Origin of the sequence: Undibacterium sp., from assembly GCF_030683615.1 — a bacterium.
Taxonomy (GTDB): domain Bacteria; phylum Pseudomonadota; class Gammaproteobacteria; order Burkholderiales; family Burkholderiaceae_D; genus Undibacterium; species Undibacterium umbellatum.
In genome coordinates, this window is sequence record NZ_JAUXQE010000022.1 from 243,224 (window position 1) to 268,921 (window position 25,698).

Consider the following 25,698-nt stretch of genomic DNA (forward strand, 5'->3'; position numbering starts at 1 on the left):
AATGTCATCTGGTGGAAATATATTAGTAATATATTTTATAAATATCTAGACCAAATTTCACAAAACCAGAAAATTGGGTGTTTATTAAGCAGGGCGGAATTTTAAGTTTAAAAATCCAAAGCGGAAAGAATAAAGTTTTGAAAAGTTGTAAAAATACGTAACAAAAAAATCCTTAAATTCATCAAGAAATCACATTTCTGTATTTTGATGTTCTTGATTGACAGAAACAGCCAGCGAATTTATGATCAAGCCATGACTACTTTCGCCATATCTTTTCTGCACGCAACTTCACATCAGTCACATCGCTGGCTGGGAGAGCTATTGCTTGGATGAATGTTAAGCCCCATCACTAAGAAAGCCCTCTCAGCCTGCACAGAGGGCTTTCTTATTTCTGCTGTCGGCAGACAGCAGCTATGTTGCAATGCAATGATGGAGTCAAGTATGGAATTAAGAATAGATGAGCAGTGCCGCGGCGTCCGCATCCTGGTTGGTGACGAAGTTAAAGAGAGGCGTCGCCTACTGAATGCCCTGATCGGTATCGCCGAAGCGTATGGCTTTAACGAGATCATGCTGCCATCGCTGGAACCAGCGAATATTTATGTCAACAAGGCAGGTACTGAAGTGCTGTCACAGATGTATGTCTTCCCTGACAAAAAAGGCAGATCACTGTGCCTGCGCCCCGAAGCTACGGCCACTGTGCAACTGCTCGCTGACAAGCACTTCAAACAAAAAAGAAATCAAAAGCTCTGGTATTTCGAACGCTGCTGGCGTTATGAAAAACCGCAGGAAGGACGCTACCGGGAGTTCTACCAGTTTGGGGTGGAAATCATCAATCCTGATAGCCCTTCCTGTCGGGAAGAACTGCTGTCCATGGCAACACAAATGGTCGCTTTAAAAACGAATGCCTATGAAGTTGCCACCGCTGTCAAACGCGGCCTGGACTACTACACAGAGGCGGGTTTTGAAATCTCTGTCCCTGCCCTGGGTGCGCAAAAGCAGGTAGTCGGTGGCGGCAGTTATCAGCAGGGAATAGGTTTTGGCCTGGGTTTTGACAGACTGATGTTATGTAAAAAATAAAACCTTCTTTTGGAAAAAAGCTTGTTTGCCACTTGCGCAGCGAGCTTCTTCAGGCCAGGACTTGCCTGGTCTCCCATTCATCCTGAAAAACTACCGTTAAACCTGATCAAGTTACTGTTAGTCGCAGCAGACTATTGCCTTATAAGAGTGCCTGCTATTCTGCCTACATGGATGCAGTGAGTCATCCAGCAAACAGGAGAAGAAAATGAGTTCTCAAACTGAAAACACTACTTTGGTCACCGTTGAAACAGAAACTAACAGGAGCGATAACATGAACAACACAAACAACCCTATCCTTGCCTTTGTAAAAAACCTGGCTGATGCATTCCAATATGTAGGCCGCCATGCCTTTACCTGGGTAATGCAGGCTTCATGGAAAAAACTATTGCTGACTTCTGTCCTGACTTTGATCGCTGGTGGCATTCTGCATCTCTCAGCATTGGCGAATGGCGCAGTGTTTGGCGCTATCATCGTCAAATTGTTTGCCGACAAAGACAAGACTGAAACAAGCCCACAAACTGAATAAGCCGCTTTGACATTTAAGCAGCGAACGGAAAACTAGTATGAAGCATCGCGACGATAACAAGGTACTGAACTTCATCATGGATGTCACCGACACCGTGACCGTAGTCTGGTGGAAGTTCTTTGATTGGCTGGCTGTGGTTCCCTGGTCATCCTTACTGGGCATCTCGCTGGTGGCAATGATCATAGGAGGCGCACTTGGTCTGGGTGGCCTGATGCCCATGCTGGTATTTGCCTCAATCATCATCAAAAGCCTGGCAGGCGGCAAGCGCCGTGCAGAAATCGCCGCCACTGCCGCTGCGACCCGTGCCGATGTCGAAGCGCTGGAAAGAAGAGTGCTGGAAGCAGAAATGGCCGCCTTGCAGGCGCAGATAGAACCACATTTCCTGTTCAATACCCTGGCGCTGATCGGCCAGTTAATAGAAACCAATCCGGCACAGGCCACGGTAGTGCACCAGCACCTGATCAAATACCTGCGCTCTGCCATGCCGCAAATGCGCGACAAAGGTAATGGCAAACTGGGCCAGCAAATGGACATGTGCCGCGCCTACCTGAACATCATGCAGGCTCGCATGCAGGAAAGACTGACTTACGATATAGACTTGCCATCTGAACTGGAATTTTTGCCCTTCCCTTCGATGATGATACAAACTCTGGTCGAAAATTCCATCAAACATGGGCTGGAACCCAAGACTACAGGCGGCCACATCAGCATCACGGCCAAGAAAGTAGACGGTCAATTGCTGGTAGAGGTCAACGACAATGGCATGGGCTTTGACCTGCATGCCGACGATGGCATGGGCCTGACGAATATACGTGAACGCCTGAAAGTCCTGTATTCAGGCAAGGCGCAACTCGTCATTGAAGCACCGCAAACTGGTGGCGCTATCGTCGGCATACTCGTGCCTGTAGACACAAAGCAGTAAGAACATTATTCTTACTCATTCCACAATCCAACACCAGATAAGAGCATGTCCGCCACTGCAATGATAGTCGATGATGAAAGCCCCATGCGCGACCAGTTACGCGCACGCTTGCAACAAGTATGGCCAGATTTGTCCATTATTGCGGAAGCGGCTAATGGCATCGTCGCGATAGAGCAGGCTGAAGAGCTGCGTCCCGACATCATCTTCCTCGACATACGCATGCCCGGCAAGAACGGCATAGAAGCTGCCAGCATTTTGGCGAAACAGGCACTGGTAGTATTTGTCACTGCCTACGATGAATACGCGATACAGGCATTCGAGCGCGGTGCCATGGATTATCTGTTGAAGCCAGTAGAAGCCGACAGGCTGGCTGGCACATGCCAGCGCCTGCAAGAGCGATTACAACAGCGCCAGCAAGAAAAAACAGCGCCAGCCGCCACCAATACCGCCAGCGACCAGGCAAAGCAGGTCGAACAAATGCTGACGCAATTAATGCAGCAGCAAAGCCAGAAACGTGAATACCTGCGCTGGATACAGGCCAGCGTAGGCACCAGCCTGCGCATGGTCAGCACCAAGGAAGTTTTGTTTTTCCGCTCCGACGAAAAATATACCCTGGTGCAGACTGAGCAGGCTGAATACCTGATACGAAAATCACTGAAAGAGCTGGAAGACGAACTCGATCCCAAAGAGTTCTGGCGCATACACCGCTCCACCCTGGTGCGCGTCTCTGCCATTGCTGAAGTCACCCGCGATTTCCGTGGCCGTCAGTTGATAGGCTTGAAAGGCCATGCAGAGAAACTGGAAGTCAGCCGCAATCACACCCATCTTTTTCAGCAAATGTAGTTCTGCCCTTTGCCCACCTTCACGCGCAGGCAAGGCATGGCCTACCCAGTTAAAGAACAGCGAGGCGGTTTATAATCATGCACCCTGGCACTCATCTTTTCCTTAAGCTGCTCTTGCCAGCCATCCTACTATCAAAGCACATTCACCCATGCAAGAGTCAACAGCAAGTTTGAAAGAAAGAATACGTGAAGCAAGCCAGGAAGCTTCGTCGCGCATCAGGGACGCCATACGGGAAGCCACCACAGGTCTGATCGACCGTGAGCAACTGGCAGAACTGATGATACTGGGCGCGGTGGCACAAGAACATTTGCTGGTCATCGGGCCACCAGGTACGGCAAAAAGCGCAGTTGTGCGACGTGTTGCACAAAGCCTGGGTGGGCAATATTTTGAATATCTGCTGGGGCGCTTTACTGAACCATCAGAATTGTTTGGCCCCGTCAATCTGACAAAATTGCGTGAAGGCACGGTAGAAACCGATATCGCCGGCATGTTGCCAGAAGCAGAGATTGCCTTCCTCGATGAAGTCTTTCTCGGTTCGACGGCCATTCTCAATACCCTGCTAGGCGTACTCAATGAGCGCCAGTTCAAGCGCGGCCATACCCGCATCAAATGCCCTTTGCGTATTTGTGTAGGTGCAGCCAATGGCTTGCCGGAAGATGAAGGCCTGGCAGCTTTTGCTGACCGTTTTCTGTTGCATGTGTTTGTAGAGGCGGTGCCAGATGCACGCCTGGAAGACTTGCTGGAAGGGGGCTGGCAAGTCAATCACCGTACTGTAGTACCCAAGGCAGATCTGGGCAGTCTTGATATTTTGAATCGTGCAGTGCCTTTGGTAGACATGGCAGAAGTACGGAGTGACCTTGCGCAGGCAATACGCCAATTGCGCGAGTCCAATGTTTTATTGTCCGACCGCCGCATCGTCAAGGCGCAGCAATTGATTGCCGCCGCCACCGTGCTGGCTGGCCGCCAGGTCGCGACCAGGGCAGACTTATGGCCACTGGTCTATGTCATCCCTACCGCAGCAGGCCAGCGCAATGCCCGCGAAGTATTGCGTGACTTGCTGGCACAGGCCCGCCACCCTTTACTGCAAGCCGTAGTGGAAGAAGCCGTGCAACAGCCGCAGGCACGCATAGCACGCCTGGCAGAAACAGCAGATAGTTTGCTGGCGAATGCTGATAGCGATGATTTCCAGAAATCAGCAGAAGCCTTGCTGCGCGAAATTGATGCCAATTTTGTCAAGACAGACTTGCCGGCAGAGCTGGAAGAACGACGCGAACAACTGATCGCTGCCCTGGAATCAGACTGATGGCAGTGTTGGAATGGGTTGCCAATGAACAAGCGCCCGCACCGGCAGGCCTGATAGCGGTAGCCGGCGTCGCCAGGCAGTTGCTGCATAAGCTGCAAACGCTGCCGGCAAATGAGCTGAGCCATTTGTCTGTCGTCGCCAGCCGCGACATGCTGGTCGTGCTGGGGCCACCAGATATCTTGCCATGGCTGGATGGCGTGCAGTATTGCGCACCGCATCCCCAAGCACGCGACCTCTGGCTGCCTACGCATACTGGTCCCAGTCTCTCTGCTGATCTGGTGCAGGCAGCACTTGCCAGGCGGCTGGGTGCGCACCCCATACTCTTATTGAACCAGCCAGAACAAATCATCCCGCTGGCAGATGCTGTCTACCTGTCTGCTGATTTGCTGCTCTGGCTATTGCAGGAACTGGAATGAACCCGCTTGTCCAGCAAGTTGATTTGCAAGCACAACTACAACCCCAGTTGCCTCTACCCAGAGCGCTGGAACCGTGGCGCGACTGGCTGACGCTATTCCCGCCCGAATTGACCGAAGCTATCGGGCACATGCTGCTACGCCTTGATCCCTTGGTTGGACGTTTGAAATTCGCTTCACAACGGACTAATGACGAGCCCGTGGGCATAGGCAACATCGTGCAGCGAGGGAATTATGATCGGCTGCTGATGACAGAGTGGCTGTTTGCCGATGCCGAGCCTGATGAATTCATACGACGTGCAGCAAGTGGTGAACTATTATTCCTGGGAACGGAACCAGATATACGTCTGCGTTCACAATTGTGCATCGCCTTGTTTGATGCGGGGCCTATGCAATTGGGTGAACCGCGCCTGGCCCATGTTGTACTATTCATTTTGTTGTCACGCCGCGCAGAAGAAGCGGGTGCCCAATTCAAATGGGGGATATTGCAAAACCCAGGCGTCTTGTATGAGACTCAGGGACGCGAGGCAATCAAGGCACTCCTGACGAGCAAGAGTTTGCGCAATGCCACAACGGCTGAGCTTGATGCCTGGGATATCTTGCTCAAAGAGCAGGACAAGAATGCCTGTGATTGCTGGCAAATATCTGGTGTCCACACGATACGCATCAAACGCGCAACCAACCTGTTCAATATCAGGCTCGACCTGTTCAGCAGCAACCCTGACAATAGTTTGCAAGTGCTGCAAGTGTTACTAACCCAGCGCAATAATGAGCGGGAAATCTCGCTGGAGTTGCCCGCCAGCGACGTAGCCATACGCATCTTGCGCGAACCCTTCAAACGCCTGGATGGCCTGGCTCATATAAGAAACGGCAAGAACCGGCCTTCATTAAAACAAGCCCCACGCTTTGCCAGCAAAGGTTGCTGGCTGGCAGTACCGCAACTGGATGGTGGAGTCATCATTTACAACGTGCCGCAATCCGTGCGTGCGGCACCAGGAAAATTTCGCCATGTCAGGTTGCCGTCCAAGGGCAGTATCCTGGCGGCAAGTGTTATGGGGAAGAACCTGGCATACATTGCGGCTGACGGGCTGGAACTAAGTTTTCATGGCTTCCCTAGCCAGCATTTCTCTTCTAAAAAAGTAGTGGTACAAAGACCTGAAATGAAATACTTCAGGGCTTCAATTGGTGGCACGCGCTGGTTGCCAACTTACTTCATGGAATCCAGAAAAAATACACGCAGCGTCGCCAGGGTGTTCGTGCAGGACATAGACCAGCATCTGGTGTGCTGGGAATCACTGATTGAATCAACAAATGTGGTGGGAAGCCGTAAGCTTGAACCCTCAGAGCCACGCTTCAAATCCATAGCCAGCAATGTCATCGGTTCGGATTTTCTTGCTCAACGTCTGTTGTATTCAGTGGCTGAAAATGGCGGTACAAAAATTTGCCGCTGGCATGCGCATGAAGATGCTCCTTTGTCAGTGGCAACTATCCCTCATGTGGGACAACGCATTTTATTCGGCAATGAATATTCCTGGTCCTATGCCACCAGTTTCGAACACGGGCTGCTGGCATTGCAAATCAGTGAAAATGAATGGTGGATAGGGACATCGAATGCCCATGTCGTGAAGACCATTCCTTCTACTCTGGAAGTCGTGGGTGTCACCAGCATGCTGCACCATGGTGAAGATGACTTTGGCCTGGTGGTGTTGAGCCAGGACAAACACAGCATACAATTCATCGGCCAGACCAAACAGTCTGACTTGCATAAGTCAGCCGAAGCTATCGCCAAAATCAGCATGGATGCAGACAGTGGCCGCCTTGCATGGGTCTTGCAAAATACCCTGACTATCAAAGTACGCGGACTGAAAGAAGAAGCGCTGTTACTCAATGTGACAACGGATGGAGTGTTAACATGAAGCCCGCTGTACGGCGCCCCCTGTTTGATGGCACACGCGAATTGCGCGGCATCTGGTTTGACCCTGACCTGATAGGAGAAGACCGGGCACGGTCACGCATCCTGCAACACTGGCAGCCAGGTTCACGACTATATAAAGTATTCAAGGGATATTTCCTCGAATTTCCCCAAAAGCGGTACCTGCATTGTGCCGGGCTGGATGGTCTGGCCATCGCTGAAATCAATGGCGTATTGACCAGCGCACCTCTGCATGCAGATGAATTTGCGGCAATTTCCAGCAATAGCTTTTGCCTGGTAGCTGGTGCGCAAATTCAAACAACATCGCTGACTCTGGCTAATAGGATAGATCCGTCTGCATGGCTGGACCTGAGTGCAATTAGCGTGCGCAAGCCACTGGCATTTCCTAAAGCAGGGCAACAATCCACCATCGAAGAGCCAGCACCAGGCAAAGACATACGGGACATACTTGGGCATGCGATTCCACCAGCCAGTGACAAGCAAAAAGCATTTCTGGATGAAACCGCCGAACTCATTGAAGGAGGAAAGCTACCTGAGGATGCGTATCAAAAAAACTCCTTGTTACAAAGAGCCGGGTCTGTTGCACTCAGTGCGCTGGGCTTGATGGCTAGTTGGTTAAGCAATCTTGTCGATTTCCGCCAAAAAGGAAAAGATCAGGCATGGGGAGCATCTGCCAAGCCAGAAGAGCTGTCCCCTTTAGCACAAAAGCTGGCGGACTTTGCCGAAAAAATAGCAAGCATGTCCAGTATCTCCAAACTGCTGGGGAAACGCCAGGCCAAATTCTTGCGCGAGATGATGGACATGTTTGAGCGCGGCGACTTGAACGAAGCATTGCGTCACGCCATACCACTTGATTCCCTGCAAAAAAAGAATACGCGCCAGGCTTTTGGTATACCCAGAAGGCGCGACAGTCTCAGCATCAGCAATGGTAGCGGGATGAGTTCCAGCATCAATTTTGGCGACAGTGTGCAAGAGCATTTGCGGCAATTGTACCGTCGTACTTTTGAGCGTCTGGACAGGGAAGGCAAGATTGATGAAGCAGTATTCGTGCTGGCAGAGCTGCTGAAGGCAGGTACAGAGGCCGTCACTTACCTGGAAAGCAAGGACAGAATAAAACAAGCTGCCGAGTTGGCTGACAACCTGGAATTGTCAGCAGAAATACGCGTACGCCTGTGGTGGCTGGCGGGCGATTTTGAGCGGGCAGCGAAGATCGCACGTCTGTTCAACAGCTTTGCAGAAGCCGTGCATCTGCTGGATAAAAAACATGCAAAAGAAGGCCGCGAGCTGCGCAAGCATTGGGCGCAGGCCGTGGCAGCAAGAGGTGACCTGGCTGATGCCGCTGAGATATTGTGGCCACTGGAAGAAGAGCGCGAGCAAGCACTGTCATGGTTGTCTCAGGCAGAACGGGCGGGTGGCATACTGGGCGTACGTGCGCTAACAAGAAAGTTGTCCCTGCAAATATCAGACCTGAAACAGAGTGAAGCCAGCATCAGGCACATCCTGGATATGCCAGGCGAATCTGGTGCACAATTGCGCGCCAGGCTGGCGCTGGAATTAATGACGCTCAAAGAACGCTCGCCCGCCAGTACCAGGCTGGCGGCTGAAGTCTTGCGTCATGTACTGGCAGAGCGTTCTGCCGGCCTGAATCAATTGCAGAAACAGGATATCACCCGTCTGAGCGAATTTGCCGACGCTGCCGTATTGCGCGCCGACCTGCCTGCCCTGAACCTGCCTGTGGATACGGCAACCATACCCTTCATCGCCAGAAGAGATCCGCTGGAAATGTTGTTTGAAGAACGTGGCCTGATGCGCATCCATGATGCCTGCCGTTTGCCAGATGGTCACTATTTGCTTGCCCTGGGCGAAAGCGGCGTCAGTGTCATCAATCAACTTGGCAAGCAACTGGCACACTATCCCGTGCCTGCATATCACCTGGTATTGTCTGATAATGGACAACGCGCACTGGTGCTGGCGAAACGGGACAGCAGCATGCGCATCAGCCGCATAGACTTGCAGAGCCGCAGCGTCGCTGACTGGCTCAACATGCCGCTGACATGCTGGTCGCGTCGTTATGATGGCCTGCACTGGAACGTGGTGATGAACAATCGCCTGCTGGCGATAGACACCAGCGCCGATAAATTACACGTGGTCTGGCAGATCGCTGACTTGCCAGGGAAAATATTCGCCTACTCAGAAAACACCCATGCACAAACCCTGCTGATCGGTACAGACGACGGCATCGAACAATGGCGCTATCTGCTGCCCAGCCGTCGCCTTAACCAGCGCGACTCATGGTCTTTGCCAGACTCAGATGTATGGCGCATACTGCCAGTCGACAATGCCGACGAGCCCGCCAGAATCTATTTAAAAAGCAATCGAGACAGCAATGCCATCTTGCTGGCGAAATCCAGTCTGGTAGCTGGTTTTGAAGTGAACACGGGTGTTTCACAACAAGCCCCGGAAGTTCATCTGGAAGATGGCATGATCTTTGTCGCATCAACCAATGATGAGGTTACTCTTTGGGAAGTAAAGACTCTGGCACAGGGGAAAACCTTGCTGAAATTAGCTTTACCTTTTGCTGACCACCCTGGCGTGCATGTGCAACGCGAATACATCATGCTGTTTGACCGAGCAGGACGGCTGGTGGAAATTAACCGCTCAAACGGTTTAGTCAGGGCGATGACGGTGAATTGAAGGCGGAGAAATTCAATATTCCCTTACCCCGCACTATTGCTTCACGGAGCGGCGCTGGCGCTTAACAGTGCGGAATAATTTTCGTAAATCTTCATCCGTATCATAGGCCAACTCTTCCAGTATTTCATCAGACAACACCCCATTGTCACCCAAAAGATAGATCAGGCTCAATCTGTGCAGGGCGCAGTTCATGCCGTAATACAAGGCTTCCAGCGGTGCCTTGCACTCAGGGTCTGGGTTTGCTTCAAAGATATCAATAATACCCGCTACCAGTTCATGCATATGATGAAAATCATCTGAGCGCTGTATGATCTCAAGCAAAATTCTCGCATCACCAGTTTGATAATTATTGATCAGTAGTCGCAGATACTCCCACGGTGTTTTTTTACCGGTGAATTTTTTCAGCGCGAGTGCACGTACATCATCAGCTTTGAAATGGCTAAGGGCATTCACCGCATGCATTGCCAGGCGATTTTTCTTAATGTTATTTTGCCGTGCCAGTTCCAGCAAGGGAGCATAGTCAAATGGGAATTTTGTTTTGTCGAAAAAGCGCAGATATGTATTTTTTCTGTCGTTATCTTTTTCTGCAAGAGTAAGTTTGGCGATTTTCTCTATATCTGCCGGGTCCATACCATCAATACGGGATGGCCAGAAACGCGAAAACCTGTCACCTTCGTCAACAATTTCTTCAACGTCTGCAAGTGTATATGGTAAAAATTTACTGCGTCTGTATTTCTTTCTTGGCTCAACCGATAAAATCAAATCAAGATAATTTCTTATTGCCGGATTTGTCTCAGCGGCCATAGTCAGTTCTGCATAAACATCGACAGATTTATTTTCTTTTTGAAAATCATCGACACGCCAGCGGTCTTCGAAATCTTCTCTTTCTTCTTCAGGGAGTTGGCCTATCTTTTCAGCTACTCTCAGCAAGCCTGTCATACCCTCAATGTCAATCATCACATCCCTGGCGAAAAGCTCATAGCCATTGCTAAAAGATTTTTCAAACCTCTTTAACAAAACCTCTTTCGCACCCACAACTCCATCGAGATGGAAATACAAGACCAGATCACTTAATTGATCCATGCCATAGTCGTTCTGCTTTTTGGCGCTGAACTTCTTCATGATGACACGTATCAGCTCGTCTTTTTGCCGTGATCGCTTGATCAGGCTGTACAGATACTCTGCCCTGCTGCCTTCGCATTGCTTGTCATAGGCGAGATTGTTGACGGTGGCAGCCAGTATCTGTGCAGAGAAATCTATTTTCGGATGGGCTTTCAAAAGCAGCATCGCTCTGCCCGTACCCAATTTCAGGGAATGGAAAAACTGCTTTTGAAGTGCTGCGGTTTCAACTGGATTTAATGGAATCTGTTTTTGCACGAATAAGTATAGGGTGGAAACTAACCATGCCCTGGTCAGTATTGACTGGATTTTTTGAGACTATAGCAGATTCGAGTGACAGATCATCAATTCACATCCCCTTGAATCTGTACTGGTAGCGTTGGCTTACCGGCAGGCGGGCACCATGTTCGCGCAGGCTAAGCCACAATGCCGCATCAGCGTCACGATTAACGCTGGCAATGCGTTTGACGGCGACCAGGTATGCTCGGTGGATTTGCCAAAAACCTGCTTCTTCCAGGGTATCAGCCAGTTCTTTCAAGGGCGTGCGTATATGTGCCTCTATCTTGTCTGTTACGACGCGCGTGTATTTCAACTCTGCACAGAAATAGATGACCTCGCTGAGATCGATAAAGTGAATGGTGTTGCCAACCGCTGCCTGCAACCAGGCCGGAGACTGCGCTTTCTTCTGTGGTTTGTCCTGTATTTTCTGCATGAAGTTGCTCAGATCAGGTGGCGGCGTACCCAGACGCTCGCGCACCCTGGTAATAGTGCGTGCCAGCCTTGCGGGGCTGCTGGGCTTGACGACATAATCAAGCGCGCCTTCTTCAAAGGCGGCGATGGCATGTTCCTGAAATGCAGTGACAAACACGACATGGGTGCGGGCCGCAAAAGCTTTGGCAACCTCAAGGCCGTTCAGGCCTGGCATGCGAATATCAAGAAATGCCACGTCTGGCGACATTTCCCTGGCCAGCCTGAGTGCTTCAAAACCATCGCTGGCTTCGGCAACGATATCAGCTTCCGGCCATAGCAATGCCAGTGATTCGCGCAATTCTGCCCTGAGCAAGGGTTCATCATCTGCGATCAGCAGGCGTGGTCTTCTGTCGGGATTATTCATGTTTTACATCTGATAGCAAATTCAATGGCAAATTCAGTTCTGCCACGGTGAGTTTGTTACCTTCCATGCGCAATTCAAAGCTGGCCTGGTCGCTGTACAGCGCATGCAGGCGTTCGCGCAAATTCCGCAAGCCCAGGCCACTACCGAGCACTTTTTGTTCTAACCCTGCACCATCGTCACTGACGCTGATATACAAGCGTCCTGCCTGCTCGCGTGCCTGCAGCATGATTTCCACTTGCCCCGGTTGGCATTCAACGCCATGTTGCACGGCGTTTTCTACCAGCGACATCAGCATCATGGGAGGTAAACTTGCCTCGTTCAGACTTGGCGAAAATTTCATTTGAAAACGCAGGCGTTCGCCAAAGCGTATGGCCATCAGTGCCAGATAATGTTCTGCCAGTTCAAACTCCCTTCCCACGGTAGACATGGGGCTACGTAAATCGGGCAGGGCACTTTGCAGGTAGGCGATCAGGTGGTCCAGCATCTGTACGGCCTTTTCTGGATCATGCCGTGCCAGGTAGCGGCTATTGGCGAGCGTATTATAGAGAAAATGGGGTTCGACCTGGGCTTGCAAGGCCTTCAGTTCTGCCGCCAGCGCCAGTTGTTTCAAATTGGCGATCTGTAAGTCGCGTGATTGTGTCTGCACCCGCCACAAAGGCAGTCCCAGCAAGCCCCCGGAAAACATGAGCGCACTGGCAAACGCCTGCAAGGTATTCAAACCATGCAATTCATGTTTGGCCACCCACCAGTGATACGCGCTGATTGCCAACCAGGCGGTCAGTGCGGCGATGGATGACAGACAACACCATATCCACAACCAGTTGCGGCATTTGCTGAATAGCCGCAGACTGAGCAGCAGAGTCCATGCAGTTATGGACAAAGGGAAAACCAGCAATCCAAACAACCCCAGCCAGGCATGCGCCTGCCATCGTATTCCCAGAAAAATCACTCCCGCCAGCACACATATACTCAGCAAGAACTGCGATCTTGAAAAACCCAGCATGTTAAACACCGCCGATGCAGCATCGCCGTCAGAAATGCTGTGACTGTTCTTTTCAGATGGTCTGATCCACAGCACGCGCTTGCCTGTTGTAGCCAGGGTATTCAACAAAGCCAGATTCATAGGGTGGGTGTAGTCGGTAAAGATTTGACTGGCTTCATTTTATCTACAGGTACATCGGTGCCTACCACTTCCAGTTTCAAATCATCCAGCCATACCTGGCCCTTACCTTCGTGAAGGACGCCAAAAGCTATGGCTTTGGCATCGGCAGGCACATCCAGCACCACACTACGCAATTGCCAGTCTGTCGTGCCCTTGATGGGTTTATCTTCACTATTGTAAAAAGGAGTTTCTGCCTTTGAAACAGTATCCACCCTCATCCATAAACCGGCCCGGTTATCAACCTCCCTGGTTTTTACCCTGGCTTGAAAACGTACACGCTTGTTGCGATACTGATCCGCAGCAAACATTTGCATCAGGGTTCCCCAGCTTTTATCTTCACCATTGACATAGCGGATAAACTTGCTGCCTTTACCGCTGATGGTCTGGCTGCGGTCTATGCCGATCTGGTAAGATTTTGGTGTTTCGCCAGCCAATACCCATGGCTCTGCCAATTTTTCTACCGATTCTGCGGCCAGCGCATACAAAGACGTGGCGGCAAGTACCGATAAAAGAATAAATCCTGGTTTCATGTTTTCTCCTGTGCATGACGACATGTCATGTTGTCACTTTGCCAGAGAAAAATGCGCTCACGGCTTGCTTGCGACAAGCGCATGATTTTAGCGATAAACGCACCCTCAGCAGGATAAAAGATGTGCCTTTCTTCACATTTCTGTAGCAAACCAGCTTGTTTGATGAATTGAGCGATGTTTTCGATTCACACAGTCGTCTTCAACGTGCTGCTTCTGCCAGTTGATGGGCCAGATGATTATGTTTTTCCAGGACGCGCGGCAAATCTATCGACGTGATCTGTCCCTCCCTGACCACAACACGACCATTGATGATGCTGTAAGCCACATCTGAAGGTGTGCAAAAAACCAGAGCTGCAACCGGGTCATGCCAGGCACCGGCATAGCCTATCTGTTTCAGGCTGAACATGACGATATCTGCCGACATGCCGGGTTTGAGTGCGCCTATATCGTCGCGGTTGAGTACCTTGGCACCGCCCAGGGTCGCCACTTCCAGCGCCTGCCGGGCTGTCATGGCATCTGGACCAAAGCCCACGCGTTGCAAGAGCATGGCTTGTCTGACTTCACCCAGCATGTGGCCGGAATCATTCGAGGCACAGCCATCGACACCGAGGCCAACGCTGACACCGGCATCCAGCATCTTGCGTATTGGCGCAATGCCAGACGCCAGGCGCATATTGGAGCAGGGGCAATGGGCAATGCCAGTGCCAGTGCGGGCGAACATATAGATGCCATCGTCATCAAGTTGCACGCAGTGGGCATGCCAGACATCATGGCCTACCCAACCGCAATCCTCGGCATATTCTGCCGGGGTCATATTGAATTTTTCGCGGCTATAGGCAATGTCATTGGCATTTTCCGCCAGGTGAGTATGCAGTGATACCCCATAGCTGCGTGCCAGTTTTGCTGATTCACGCATGAGATCACGTGACACAGAAAATGGCGAACAGGGCGCAACGACGATGCGTTGCATGGCATGGCGGCTGCTGTCGTGGTAAGCCTCTATCAGGCGCTGGGTGTCGCGCAAGATGCTGGCCTCATCTTCTACCACCCGGTCTGGTGGCAAGCCGCCTTTTGACTGGCCCACGCTCATGGAGCCACGCGCCGCATGAAAGCGCATGCCTATCTCTTGCGCGGCCTGCAGGCTGTGATCGAGCTGGCAGCCATTCGGGTAGATATAGAGATGATCGCTGCTGGTCGTGCAGCCAGACAGTATCAGCTCTGCCATGGCAGCCTGGGTTGATACCTGCACCATTTCTGGTGTCAGGTTGGCCCAGATAGGATAGAGGTTGGTCAGCCAGTTGAACAGCTCGCCATTTTGCGCAGCGGGTATCACGCGCGTCAGGCTTTGGTACATATGGTGATGGGTATTGATGAGGCCGGGCATGACGACATGGTCGGTCGCATCGATGACTTCATCGGCGGTTTGCGGCAAGTCTGCACTCAGCCCCACCTGTACGATGACATTATCGCGTGTGAAGACCGCACCATTGCTGATTTCACGGCGCTTGTCGTCCATGGTGACGACGACGCGGGCATTTTTTATAAGTAGGCTAGTCATAAATAAAGAAAATTAATGATCAGAACTGTGGGCTGCGGCCATGGCAAACGCCTTGGCTTCAGACTCAGCACCCTGACCGTTGAAAAACAGATTGAGCGTCACTGCCGCAATGGTGGCCAGCAAGATGCCGCTATCAACTACTGTGCCCAGCCAGTGCGGCAAGTGTGAGAAGAATTGCGGTGCAACCAGCGGTATCATGCCTGCCCCTATGCTGACGGCGACGATGAACAGATTGTGACGTTGATGGTTGAGACCGGCATTGCCCAGTATCTTTATACCAGTGGCCGCCACCATGCCAAACATGACGATGCCTGCGCCACCGAGTACGTACACAGGTATTGATGCCGCCACATGTGCCATTTTGGGAAACATCCCAAACGCCACGAGGATGACGCCCGCTGCCGCGCAGACATAACGGCTGCGCACGCCAGTGACACCGACCAGGCCTATGTTTTGTGAAAACGAAGTGTACGGGAAAGTATTAAAGACACCGCCTATGACCGTACCCAGGCTGTCAGCCCGCAAGCCGTTCGCCAGTTCTTCATTGCTGATGCGCTTCCCAGTCAGTTCAGACAGGGCGAGGAACATGCCCGTTGATTCCACCATGGTGACGATCATGACCAGGCACATGCCTATGATGGCGCCCATATCAAAGGTCGGCATGCCATACTGGAAGGGCATGATAAAGGCAAACCAACCCGCCTCACCCAGGCCATCAAAACTGACCTTGCCCAAGGCCAGCGAGACGACAAAACCCAGCACCATACCCAGCAAGACAGAGATATTACCCAAAAAGCTGCGCAAATAGCGTGTCATGACCATGATGGAGACCAGCACAAAAAAGGCAATCGCCAGGTTCTCAGGCGCGCCATAATCGGGATTGACTTGCATGGTTTTGCTCGCCGCATCAAAAATCATCGGCTGCCCGCCCGCGGCCCAGTTGATACCCACGCGCATGAGGGTAATGCCAATGACGGTGATGATGGTGCCTGTGACGACTGGCGGGAAAAACCTGACCGCACGGCTCATGAAGGGAGTGATAATCAAACCAAAAATGCCGGAGGCGATCACAGCACCGTAAATGGCAAGTATGCCCAGGTTGGGGTTGCCCGCCATCGCCACCATGGGGCCAACTGCCGCAAAGGTGACGCCCATCATGACAGGCATGCGTATGCCAAACTTCCAGATACCCAGCGCCTGTATCAGGGTGACCAGACCACAGCAGAATAAATCGGCATTGATGAGAAAGGCTATCTGGTCTTTGGGTAGGTGCAGGGCACCGCCGATAATGAGAGGCACGGCTATCGCCCCGGCATACATCACCAGCACGTGCTGTATGCCCAGGGTGAATAATTTTGCTGCTGGTAGCTTTTCATCTACCGGGTGTATCGCTGTTTGCATCGTCTCTTCCTTGTTTGGATGGTTTGGTTTTTTAGCCACATCACTGCCGGGTTCTCTGACGGAACTTATTCTCAGTGATGGCTGGAAATGCACATACTGAGCTGCTAAAGATGTAAGCGACTGGTAATCGGGATGAGGGAAGCATGCATCATGTGCAAGACTCCTGGTTTGCCTTCCTGATGATGGTGTCATCAGGGAAAGCGGCTACAAATACAGTGGGATTAGCTAATCCGACTGCGCTCTTCACTGCTGCCTGACGAAGTGCATCCTCCATACTCTGGAAAATGCATCTCGTCAGGATTGATCTGCGTCGTAAAAAAATGCCGGTGAAAGCATATTCTTGCGTCGCCTCACACCATGCAATGCGATCAAGCGCAAACATGGCAGCAGGCTCAAGCTCAGTCTTGGTCCTGCATCAGGTCTTCATTGCGAAGCTGAAGCAGGCAATACTGAAAGTGGCGCCAGAAATCCTGGTAATAAAATGTTGAAACTTAAAAGCAAGACCTCTCAACACAGAGGCAGAGAGTTAACACTGAGAAAGGCAAATTCATTCTTTGTCTGCAACGCAGAGGATGTCATCTTAGATTTTCTCTGTGCACCTCTTTGTCTCAGTGTCTCTGTGGTGAGCTCTTTGGTCTTAGTCCCTACCTTTAAAATTCCTTAAAAAATCGAGCAAGATTTGTGCCGAGACTTCTGCGTCGTCGGCGCTCATGGTTTCCAGCGGATTGTGGCTGATGCCGCCGTTGCCGCAGCGGGTGAACAGCATGGCCACATCGGTCATTTTGGCTATTGCCATGGCATCGTGGCCCGCACCGGATGGCAATTCAAATGCTGGCAAACCCGCTCTTTGCGTTGCCGATGCCAGTTGCTGCATCAGCCATGGGGCGCAGGGGGCTGCCGGGGCAGATACGGCTTTGACGATATTCACTTCAATATTGCGGCGCTGGCAGATGGCCTCTATCTTTGCCAGGATGTCATTCACTGCCGCATCACGTGTCGCATCGTCAGCAGCGCGGATATCCAGTGACAGATTGCAGGAGCCGGGTATCACATTGACCGAGCCATGCGGCACCTGTAACTGGCCGACTGTCCCAACCAGGGATGTGCCATTAGCGCAGCGCTGTTCTACATACAAAATAATTTCAGCGGCCGCAGCGGCGGCATCCTTGCGCATGCTCATGGGTGTGGTACCGGCATGGCTGGCAACACCTTTGAGTTGCACCTGGTAACGACAACTGCCAGCGATGGAAGTGACGATGCCCACTGGCAGGTCTCGGCCCAGCAAGACCGGGCCCTGTTCTATATGCACTTCTACATAACCCAGTATCTGTGCAGGGTCACGCGCTATTGCCGGGATTTGTTTAACATCATGCCCGGCAGCAGTCAATGCTTCGCGCATGCTGATGCCTTCTGCATCAGTCTTGTCGAGCAAGGCCAGGTCAAACTGGCCGATGATGGCATTGCTGCCCAGGAAGGTGCTCTTGAAGCGCACGCCTTCTTCTTCTGAGAAAGCAATGATCTCGAAGTTGAAAGGCAGTTTTTCGTTTCTCTCGTTCAGGTATTTGACGATGGCGATGGGTAGCAAAATGCCTTCGCGGCCATCGTATTTGCCGCCATTGCAGACGGTGTCATAGTGGGAGCCAGTCAGCAGGGTCTTGGCGTCCGTCGCATCAGACAGGTAGCGGCCTACCACATTGCCTACCGCGTCAATATGCACATGCATGCCTGCTTCGCGCATCCAGGCGGCCAGTTGCTCTGCGGTTTTTTGGTGCGCGGGTGTCATGTAGGCGCAGGTCAGGCCGTCTTCATCATCGCTCCAGGCGGCCAGAGTTTCTGACCATTGCATGATGGTGTTACCAAATTGCAGAGTATGTTCGAGCAAGTCATTCAGGCGCAGTTCAGCGATGCGGCCTATCTGGCGCAGACATTCTGCCAACTCGTCTGCACGCTGGTTTTTGAAGCGGCGCTGGAAGGTGGCGATGATGGCTGCCCGTGTAAAGCCCTTGCCATCCGGTCCTTTGACGGCAAGGATGAAGGGGAAACCAAATTTGCTGTTGTAGTCGGCATTGAGTTTATGCAGTATCGCGAATTCTTCAGGGCTGCAATTGGTCAGGCCTGCCTTGGCTTGTTCACCGGTCGATTCTGCCGTCAACTCGCCTGCGATGGCGGCCTTGCCTGCCAGCTCGGGGTGGGCACGGATCAGGCCCAATTGTTCTGCTTCTGTCGCCTGGCTGACCACGGTTTGCAAGGCCAGCTTGAGAGCCGTAATGCTGGCAAAGGGGCGGCTGGCGGCCGCACGCTCAGGTATCCACGGTGAATGTTCATAGATACCGTGCAGGATATGCACAAATTCTTGCGTGCTACAGTGGTTCAGGTGGTCCAGAGTTGTCGTCATAATTGGTCAGGCAATGTGCCTATTATTGTGCCTATGCTTTAATGTGACCGGTGTTGTCCCGGCATGATGATGAAGCTTAAGCCCAATTCCGGCTTGCAATGTGCTGCTGTCTTCATGATCTGTATATCTTCGATAGTATATTGATAGACTGCTGGCAGTATAAGATTTGGCTGATAGCGCATTTCAAGTCATCAATATAGGAGATCAGTATGGGAAAGCTCAGTACACATGTGCTGGATATCACCGTTGGCAAACCCGGCGTGGGTGTGCAGGTGGAGTTGTATGCTGTCAATGCAGGTGAGAAAACCCTGCTGAAGACAGAGACCACCAACAATGATGGCCGCTGCAATGCGCCACTGCTGGAAGGCGACAGCCTGAAGCCCGGCCTGTATGAGCTGGTATTTGCGGCAGGTGATTATTTCGACAAGCAGGGCGTGGAATTACCCAGCCCCAAGTTCATAGACCGCGTGACCCTGGCTTTTGGCGTGGCTGATGCCAGCCAGAATTACCATGTGCCGTTGGTAGTGTCGCCATGGGCTTACTCGACTTACAGGGGCAGTTAAGCCCCTGCATTGATCAAGATCATTTGGACATCAGCGATTTGGCTGCCTGAGCTATCTGCTCACGCAGCCATCTGTGTTCTGGTGAATGATGGACACGTTCATGCCAGAGCTGGTAAAAGCGCAGCGGCGGAAATTTGATGGGGATGCTAAACGTCTTCAGTTGCAGGCTTTTTTCATAAAAGCTCAGGTATTGCTTGCCTGTCGTCAGCACCATGTCGGATTGCGCAAGCATATGTGGCATCAGGCCAAAGTAGGCGGATTCGACCACGACATTGCGGCGCAGGTGCTGGCGTTCCAGATGGGCATCGATGACACCGTGATAGCCGGACAAGAGTTGTGAAGGCGCGACGTGCGGCAGGCTCAGGTAGTCTTCCAGCGTCATGTCGTCGGCGCCGGTGCGCTTGGCGTAAGGGCTGTCGGCACGCATGGCGCAGACGATGGGGTCTTCAAACAACTTGGACAGGTGCAGGTGTTGCGGCGGTTCGTCCCAGTTAGCGATGACCAAATCAAGGTCACCGTCAGACAAATGGCGTACATAATCAACTTCAGCTCCCAGGCCATGAATGACAATACGGCTTTTGGGTGATTCACGCCGCAGGCGCTCTACCACGCTGGGCAGGAATTGCACATGCAGAGAATCTGGGGCGGCAATGTGGAAGGTCTTGCTCTCTTGCTGGGCGACGAAGGGGACTTTGCGTTCAAACAACAACTCAGTTTCATCAAGTATGCGCTTGGCAGGCTTGAGCAGGGTTTCACCATGAGGTGTAGGCACCATGCCGCGGCCACCGCGTACCAGCAATTGATCGCCAGTCAGCTCGCGCAATTTGCGTAGCGAGGCAGAAATCGAAGGCTGGGGCTGGTTAAGCTTCAAAGCCACGCGCGAGACGTTTTTCTCACTCAGCAAGAGATACAAAATGCGTATCAAGTGCAGGTCGAGATGATTCGGTAGTTGTGCCATGCTGATGCCTATCTTCAAACGTATATCGAAATCTGTATTTTTAATATACTTCGTTTTCAATGAAGTTTGTAGGGAAAAAGTTTATCGTTACCAGACTTCACCAAGTTTTTTGCTATTAGTGCTGGACTTTCATAATCCAGCATTACCTGCCCTTGGTCTAACTGCGGTAATGGGAGACATTTGCAGCAGTTGGATACATTTTGTGGTTTTTTAGCACTGACATCGTGAATAATAGGAAGGTATATTCCTTAATAACACTGGTCGCAGCGGAGCTTCGGTTCGCGACCACTTGGGATGTTGTTTATCCCTCTCGTCTGAAGAGCCCCGCGGAGGCAGACGAGCTTCTAACATGAGAGAAAACATGGAAGCTTTTTTACTTGCGTATGGCACTGAGTGGCTGAACCTGATCGTCCGCTGGCTGCACCTGATCACTGGGATTGCCTGGATAGGTGCATCTTTCTATTTCGTTTGGCTTGATAACAATATCCGCCCACCCAAGCCCGGTTCTGAACTGGCCAACAAGGGTGTGTCCGGTGAATTGTGGGCCGTGCATGGCGGTGGTTTTTATAACCCGCAAAAATACCTGATCGCCCCCAAAGAACTGCCGGAAGAACTGCACTGGTTCAAATGGGAAGCCTATGCCACCTGGCTGTCTGGCTTTGCGATGTTGTTCATCGTCTATTACTTCAATGCTTCTGCGATGATGATAGACAAGTCAGTGGCTGATTTGACGAGCTGGCAAGCCATAGGCATAGGCCTGGGCACGCTGCTGGTGGGCTGGACGGTATATGACCTGCTGTGCCGCTCACCGCTAGGCAAGCGTGAAGGCTTGTTGGGCATCATCATGTTTGTGTTCATTGTGGCGGCAGGGTTTGTGTTGTCGAAATTTCTCAGTGGCCGCGCCGCCTATATTCACGTCGGTGCCATGATAGGCACCATGATGGTAGGTAATGTGCTGATGCTCATCATCCCCGGCCAGCGCAAACTGGTCGAAGCCATGCAACAGGGCAAATCGCCTGACCCTATCCACGGCCAAAAGGCCAAGCAGCGCAGCGTACACAATAATTACTTCACCCTGCCGGTGCTGTTCATCATGATCAGCAACCATTATGCAATGACCTATAACCATGAGTACAACTGGCTGGTGTTGGCGGTCATCATGGCGGCGGGTGTCTTGATACGCCACTTTTTCAACCTGCGTCACAAGGGTATTACCAACTGGGCTTATCCAGCGGCGGGCGTGACTTTATTGCTGGCAGTGGCGATTGCAATTGCACCCAAGCCACCAGCCAAAGTGGCAGCACCTGATCCAGCCTTGTCTGCGGCAGAAGCAGCCGCTGCCCAGTTCACCAAGGTGCAGGGCATCATCAACCAGCGTTGCGTGTCCTGCCATGCGGCTGCGCCTACCCAGCCTGGCTTTGCCACTGCACCGGCTGGTATCAAGCTCGATACGCCAGCACTGATCAGGCAGAACGCAGTGAAGGTCAATATGCAGACTGTGCAACTCAAGGCCATGCCTATAGGGAATATGACACAAATGACGGATGAAGAACGTGCGATCGTCGGTGCCTGGTTCCAGGCCGGTGCCAAGTAAATCAATAAAAATTTAGAAAGTACATAGACATGAATAACTACGAACAACTCGATGCCTGGATAGACAGCCACTTTGACGAGCAGGTCAAGTTCCTGCAAGAACTGGTACGTGTGCCAACTGACACGCCTCCTGGCAATAATGCCCCACATGCAGAACGTACCGCCGATCTGCTGCAAGACATGGGTATCGTCGCAGAAAAGCATGCAGTGCCGGACAGCGAAGTCAAAGACGCTGGCCTGCAAAGCATCACCAACCTGCTGGTCCGCCGCCAGTATGGCCCAGGCAAGACCGTGCTGCTGAATGCCCATGGTGACGTGGTGCCACCAGGCGAAGGCTGGACCAAGAACCCCTATGGTGGTGAAATAGAAAATGACAATATCTATGGCCGTGCTACTGCGGTTAGTAAATGCGACTTCTCTACCTACACTTTTGCCTTGCGCGCACTGGAAGCAGTTGCCAAGCCAAAAGCAGGCACGCTGGAATTACTATTTACCTATGATGAAGAATTTGGTGGCGAAGTCGGCCCCGGCTGGATGCTCAAGCACAACTTGATCAAACCTGATCTGATGATCGCCGCCGGTTTCTCTTACCAGGTCATCACGGCACATAACGGCTGTTTGCAAATGGAAGTGACAGTACACGGCAAGATGGCCCATGCGGCAATCCCTGACTCTGGCGTCGATGCCTTGCAGGCTGCAGTGAAAATCCTGAATGCCCTGTATGCACAAAACACTCTCTACAAACAGGTGACCTCGAAAGTCGAAGGCATTACTCATCCTTATTTGAATGTGGGGACGATAGAAGGTGGCACCAATACCAATGTCATCCCTGGCCGCGTGACCTTCAAGCTGGACCGCCGCTTGATACCGGAAGAAAATCCGGCAGAAGTCGAAGCGACTTTGCGCAAAGTCATCAGCGATACTGCAGCTGAACTGCCTGGCATCAGTGTCGACGTAAAACGCATCTTGCTGGCAAATTCCATGCGCCCCCTGCCTGGCAATACGCCACTTGTAGAAGCGATACAAAAACATGGTGGTGCCGTGTTTGGTGAAGCGATTCCTGCACTTGGCACGCCACTTTATACCGATGTACGTCTGTTCTCGGAAGCAGGCATCCCAGGCGTCATCTATGGGGCAGGTCCGCGTACTGTACTGGAGTCACATGCCAAGCGCGCAGATGAGCGTTTGAACCTGGAAGACTTGAGGCGCGCTACCAAGGTGATTGCACGCAGCTTGGCTGATTTGCTGGTGTGATGTTGGGCAACCATCTGTCCACATCAGATGCAACCGGCATGCGATCACGCTCAATGTGCATCGCATGCCTGCTGACTGGGTACATATACTTGTAACTCAGACTAGCTGTTTTTTCTGTCTGCCGCTACCGCCTGGTTGCGGGCAATTTCCAGCTCCATGGCTTTCATTTTTTCCTGATGTTCCATGGAGCGTTGTTGCAGTTCAGCTTCGTGCTGACTGGTCTTGATCCAGGCATGGCAGACCGAGTAAGCGATGGCAACAGCAAATGCACCCAGTGGAACGATTTGAGAGTAAGAGAGTATGTCGGACATGGCAGGATTTCCTTCCTTGGTTGATTGAGACTCCAGTATATGCAAGCCAGGACACCTGCATAAGTAGCGGCTGTAAGCAGTATTTCATGACATTTGTCATAAGCGCGCAGACAGTTTGGCATCAGGTACCAGCCGCCCAGACTTTCCCGCGGGTCGCCCGCGTCCCTGATCCTGGTCACCTCAATCACAGGTCACGAGCATGCCTCAGATCTCACCTATAGACTAAGAATAAATGAGTGTTTATCCTCACATGGCAGCCAGCAATTCACAATGCCGCCACAGTTTTTCCAAGTGCTGAACAGGCCAGAGTTTCCGCGACCAGCGCACAATGCAGGCTGTGCAACTTGCTGACCGTACGCTCAGGTGTTTTCCAATATGTGGTGGGTGCTGGAAGAACCCAGTGATTCACAGTTGCACGGAGCGTACATGGCCTGGGGTTTGCATGGACAATACTTATTGATTACTCCCAAGCTGGATATGGTGATCGTCCACCAGCGGTGAGTGCGTGTTGGAGGTAAATGGGATGTGCCAAAAGTGGGTAAGAATGCGTTTATCCACATGACACAATTGCTGTGCACAAAATTGTTCGTGATATGAATCTAAGACTTGAACCTTGCACGCTCAATGATGCTGCACAGTTGGCTGAACTGCGCGTCCTCGCCATGCGCCCCAGTCTTGAACCCATAGTGTCTAAATTGTGTAGGTCAAAGCTGATTACAGCACATATTCAAATTTAAAAATCCTACTGCTTGAAAAATGGACAAGTAACATCGGTCAATGCATATCCTTTCAGATACAACTGTTTTCTGAGTTGTACGCCTGAACTGAATTCTTCTGCTTACATATAATGCCTGACACCGAGATGTTCATCTAGCCTGGCCTGCTCCTTGTCATCCAGCGTTGCCCTGTGCGCCCTGATAGTATAGCCACCGTGCATGGCACCATCGTGATTAATCATCCAGTCTATGATTGCCGCATCTTCAAGATTGAATGTGTCGCCAATTTCATGATCGCGTAGGTCTGCGGGCACTTCAAATAGCTCGCCTGTAAAACCTGTATCGCTGCTTTCAACTACTCTCAGCCACACAAACATATTGCCATTGGCAAGAGCAAATTTGGTTTTGATCAGAGGGAAAAATTCTTCTTCAGTGTTGCTGTGTATAAGCTTTCTGAAATGTGGCAATGATTGCTTGGCATCGGCAAAAGCTTGCTGCATGCTTGCATCATTTGAGTTAGTCATGGAAATTTTCGCGCCAGGGTCGAGATCAGGCTTACGGTCCATTTCTCGCCTGCACATTTGCCAGTCATACCAACAGTTTTCTGGATCTATATCATCGTAGCCGCGTGACTCTGCAAGTGCGTCAGCATGGGATTTTTCCATCATCATGACGCTTGCCTTGTCACGGAGTGTTATCACTTGCTCATACGTTAAAGGACTGCCTTTCTTGTCTTCAACATTGACCAGAATCGCAACCAGTGCAGGGATAAAAACGGGGACTAATTTTTCTTCACTCATGTTGATTCCATCGCACGCAGGATTGCCAGAAGTAGAAATTTTACTCTGGCAGTCCGCAATGCATGGAAATTATCTACACAAAGAAAAATTTTATTGTGACAATTTATTTCCTGGGTGGTGGATTATTGTCCTTGCCTTCCGGTGGGCGTGGTGGCCGTTCTGGTTTGGCAAACAGGCCCTTGGGTGAATTGGTGCAAGTCGCAGAAATCTTGCCTTCGCGTGGCGTGGTTATTTGTACTACCGCACCTTCTTTTTTCCCTTTGCAGTCTTCATAAGCTTGCGGTGGTGGTTCGCGGGGTGGCCTGTCGTCCTTACCAGCCTCAGGCGGCTTTTTCTGGTCACCGCCCGGTGCTTGGGCATGGGCGAACAGGCTGGCACCCAATGCCGCCATAAAGATACTGGCGCGTGCCAGGTTTAGTAAGTTTTTCATCCTGTTTCCTTTCAAGGGTGTTGATGACAGGATAGATATTAAGCAAAAATCATGAAGGAAAAGTGAAGATATCTGCTTCTTTA

Annotated in this window: 23 protein-coding genes; 12 read left to right on the forward strand and 11 right to left on the reverse strand. The window is 51.5% G+C overall.

What is annotated here, in order from left to right; all coding sequences use genetic code 11:
- The first annotated feature begins 441 nt into the window (after positions 1-441).
- The 8 genes from Q8K39_RS12625 to Q8K39_RS12660 all read left to right on the forward strand — a co-directional run bounded on the left by Q8K39_RS12625 (position 442) and on the right by Q8K39_RS12660 (position 9,711).
- Positions 442-1,077, forward strand: coding sequence for an ATP phosphoribosyltransferase regulatory subunit (locus Q8K39_RS12625; RefSeq protein ID WP_305260647.1), 636 nt, complete (start codon positions 442-444; stop codon positions 1,075-1,077).
- A gap of 271 nt (positions 1,078-1,348) precedes the next feature.
- Positions 1,349-1,603, forward strand: a complete 255-nt coding sequence (locus tag Q8K39_RS12630; protein ID WP_305260648.1) for a hypothetical protein — start codon at positions 1,349-1,351, stop codon at positions 1,601-1,603.
- A 37-nt stretch (positions 1,604-1,640) separates the two neighbouring features.
- Positions 1,641-2,525, forward strand: a complete 885-nt coding sequence (locus Q8K39_RS12635) for a sensor histidine kinase (RefSeq protein WP_186955721.1) — start codon at positions 1,641-1,643, stop codon at positions 2,523-2,525.
- Between the two features lie 45 nt (positions 2,526-2,570).
- Positions 2,571-3,368 carry a LytTR family DNA-binding domain-containing protein gene (locus Q8K39_RS12640; protein WP_305260650.1) on the forward strand — a complete coding sequence of 266 codons (798 nt, stop codon included), beginning with the start codon at positions 2,571-2,573 and terminating at the stop codon, positions 3,366-3,368.
- Between the two features lie 148 nt (positions 3,369-3,516).
- Positions 3,517-4,671, forward strand: coding sequence for an AAA family ATPase (locus Q8K39_RS12645; protein WP_305260652.1), 1,155 nt, complete (start codon positions 3,517-3,519; stop codon positions 4,669-4,671).
- Positions 4,671-5,087 (forward strand): hypothetical protein, encoded by a 417-nt coding sequence (locus Q8K39_RS12650; protein ID WP_305260654.1) that lies wholly within the window; start codon positions 4,671-4,673, stop codon positions 5,085-5,087. Before Q8K39_RS12645 ends, Q8K39_RS12650 begins: the two co-directional genes overlap by 1 nt.
- Positions 5,084-7,000, forward strand: a complete 1,917-nt coding sequence (locus Q8K39_RS12655; RefSeq protein WP_305260656.1) for a hypothetical protein — start codon at positions 5,084-5,086, stop codon at positions 6,998-7,000. The genes Q8K39_RS12650 and Q8K39_RS12655 overlap by 4 nt, the downstream gene beginning before the upstream one ends.
- A complete protein-coding gene (locus tag Q8K39_RS12660; protein ID WP_305260658.1) occupies positions 6,997-9,711 on the forward strand; it encodes a bpX6 domain-containing protein in 2,715 nt (904 codons plus the stop codon). The genes Q8K39_RS12655 and Q8K39_RS12660 overlap by 4 nt, the downstream gene beginning before the upstream one ends.
- A gap of 33 nt (positions 9,712-9,744) precedes the next feature.
- On the opposite strand, the gene Q8K39_RS12665 is transcribed toward Q8K39_RS12660, so the two are convergent.
- The 7 genes from Q8K39_RS12665 to Q8K39_RS12695 form a co-directional block, all read right to left on the reverse strand.
- Positions 9,745-10,770: a hypothetical protein gene (locus Q8K39_RS12665; RefSeq protein WP_305260660.1), complete on the reverse strand. Its 1,026-nt coding sequence runs from the start codon at positions 10,768-10,770 to the stop codon at positions 9,745-9,747.
- 409 nt (positions 10,771-11,179) lie between these two features.
- The gene (locus Q8K39_RS12670; protein WP_305260661.1) at positions 11,180-11,944 is read right to left on the reverse strand and encodes a LytTR family DNA-binding domain-containing protein; all 765 of its coding nucleotides are present in this window, start codon (positions 11,942-11,944) and stop codon (positions 11,180-11,182) included.
- Entirely contained in the window at positions 11,937-13,067 is a 1,131-nt protein-coding gene (locus Q8K39_RS12675) for a sensor histidine kinase (protein WP_305260662.1), read from the reverse strand. The genes Q8K39_RS12670 and Q8K39_RS12675 overlap by 8 nt, the downstream gene beginning before the upstream one ends.
- Positions 13,064-13,636, reverse strand: a complete 573-nt coding sequence (locus Q8K39_RS12680) for a transcriptional regulator (protein ID WP_305260663.1) — start codon at positions 13,634-13,636, stop codon at positions 13,064-13,066. Before Q8K39_RS12680 ends, Q8K39_RS12675 begins: the two co-directional genes overlap by 4 nt.
- Before the next feature lie 199 nt (positions 13,637-13,835).
- Positions 13,836-15,194: an 8-oxoguanine deaminase gene (locus Q8K39_RS12685; RefSeq protein ID WP_305260664.1), complete on the reverse strand. Its 1,359-nt coding sequence runs from the start codon at positions 15,192-15,194 to the stop codon at positions 13,836-13,838.
- 12 nt (positions 15,195-15,206) lie between these two features.
- Positions 15,207-16,595, reverse strand: coding sequence for a nucleobase:cation symporter-2 family protein (locus tag Q8K39_RS12690; protein WP_305260666.1), 1,389 nt, complete (start codon positions 16,593-16,595; stop codon positions 15,207-15,209).
- A 637-nt stretch (positions 16,596-17,232) separates the two neighbouring features.
- Complete coding sequence (locus Q8K39_RS12695) at positions 17,233-18,990, reverse strand: allantoate amidohydrolase (protein ID WP_305260668.1); 1,758 nt, start codon at positions 18,988-18,990, stop codon at positions 17,233-17,235.
- Between the two features lie 209 nt (positions 18,991-19,199).
- Here Q8K39_RS12695 and uraH point away from each other — a divergent pair, with 209 nt between their 5' ends.
- Positions 19,200-19,553, forward strand: a complete 354-nt coding sequence (gene uraH / locus Q8K39_RS12700) for a hydroxyisourate hydrolase (RefSeq protein WP_305260670.1) — start codon at positions 19,200-19,202, stop codon at positions 19,551-19,553.
- Positions 19,554-19,572: 19 nt separating this feature from the next.
- On the opposite strand, the gene Q8K39_RS12705 is transcribed toward uraH, so the two are convergent.
- The gene (locus Q8K39_RS12705; protein WP_305260671.1) at positions 19,573-20,511 is read right to left on the reverse strand and encodes a LysR family transcriptional regulator; all 939 of its coding nucleotides are present in this window, start codon (positions 20,509-20,511) and stop codon (positions 19,573-19,575) included.
- Between the two features lie 361 nt (positions 20,512-20,872).
- Here Q8K39_RS12705 and Q8K39_RS12710 point away from each other — a divergent pair, with 361 nt between their 5' ends.
- Complete coding sequence (locus Q8K39_RS12710; protein ID WP_305260672.1) at positions 20,873-22,105, forward strand: urate hydroxylase PuuD; 1,233 nt, start codon at positions 20,873-20,875, stop codon at positions 22,103-22,105.
- 29 nt (positions 22,106-22,134) lie between these two features.
- Positions 22,135-23,358 carry a M20/M25/M40 family metallo-hydrolase gene (locus tag Q8K39_RS12715; RefSeq protein ID WP_305260673.1) on the forward strand — a complete coding sequence of 408 codons (1,224 nt, stop codon included), beginning with the start codon at positions 22,135-22,137 and terminating at the stop codon, positions 23,356-23,358.
- Positions 23,359-23,459: 101 nt separating this feature from the next.
- Here the strand turns inward: Q8K39_RS12715 and Q8K39_RS12720 are convergent, their stop codons facing one another.
- A complete protein-coding gene (locus Q8K39_RS12720) occupies positions 23,460-23,669 on the reverse strand; it encodes a hypothetical protein (protein ID WP_186954323.1) in 210 nt (69 codons plus the stop codon).
- A gap of 375 nt (positions 23,670-24,044) precedes the next feature.
- Between Q8K39_RS12720 and Q8K39_RS12725 the strand changes: the two genes are divergently transcribed.
- On the forward strand, positions 24,045-24,170 hold the full coding sequence (locus Q8K39_RS12725; protein ID WP_305260674.1) for a hypothetical protein: 126 nt from the start codon (positions 24,045-24,047) through the stop codon (positions 24,168-24,170).
- A gap of 337 nt (positions 24,171-24,507) precedes the next feature.
- On the opposite strand, the gene Q8K39_RS12730 is transcribed toward Q8K39_RS12725, so the two are convergent.
- Together Q8K39_RS12730 and Q8K39_RS12735 are read right to left on the reverse strand one after the other, a co-directional pair.
- Complete coding sequence (locus Q8K39_RS12730) at positions 24,508-25,185, reverse strand: DUF2314 domain-containing protein (RefSeq protein ID WP_305260675.1); 678 nt, start codon at positions 25,183-25,185, stop codon at positions 24,508-24,510.
- Positions 25,186-25,288: 103 nt separating this feature from the next.
- Positions 25,289-25,615, reverse strand: coding sequence for a hypothetical protein (locus Q8K39_RS12735; protein ID WP_305260676.1), 327 nt, complete (start codon positions 25,613-25,615; stop codon positions 25,289-25,291).
- Between the last annotated feature and the right edge of the window lie 83 nt (positions 25,616-25,698).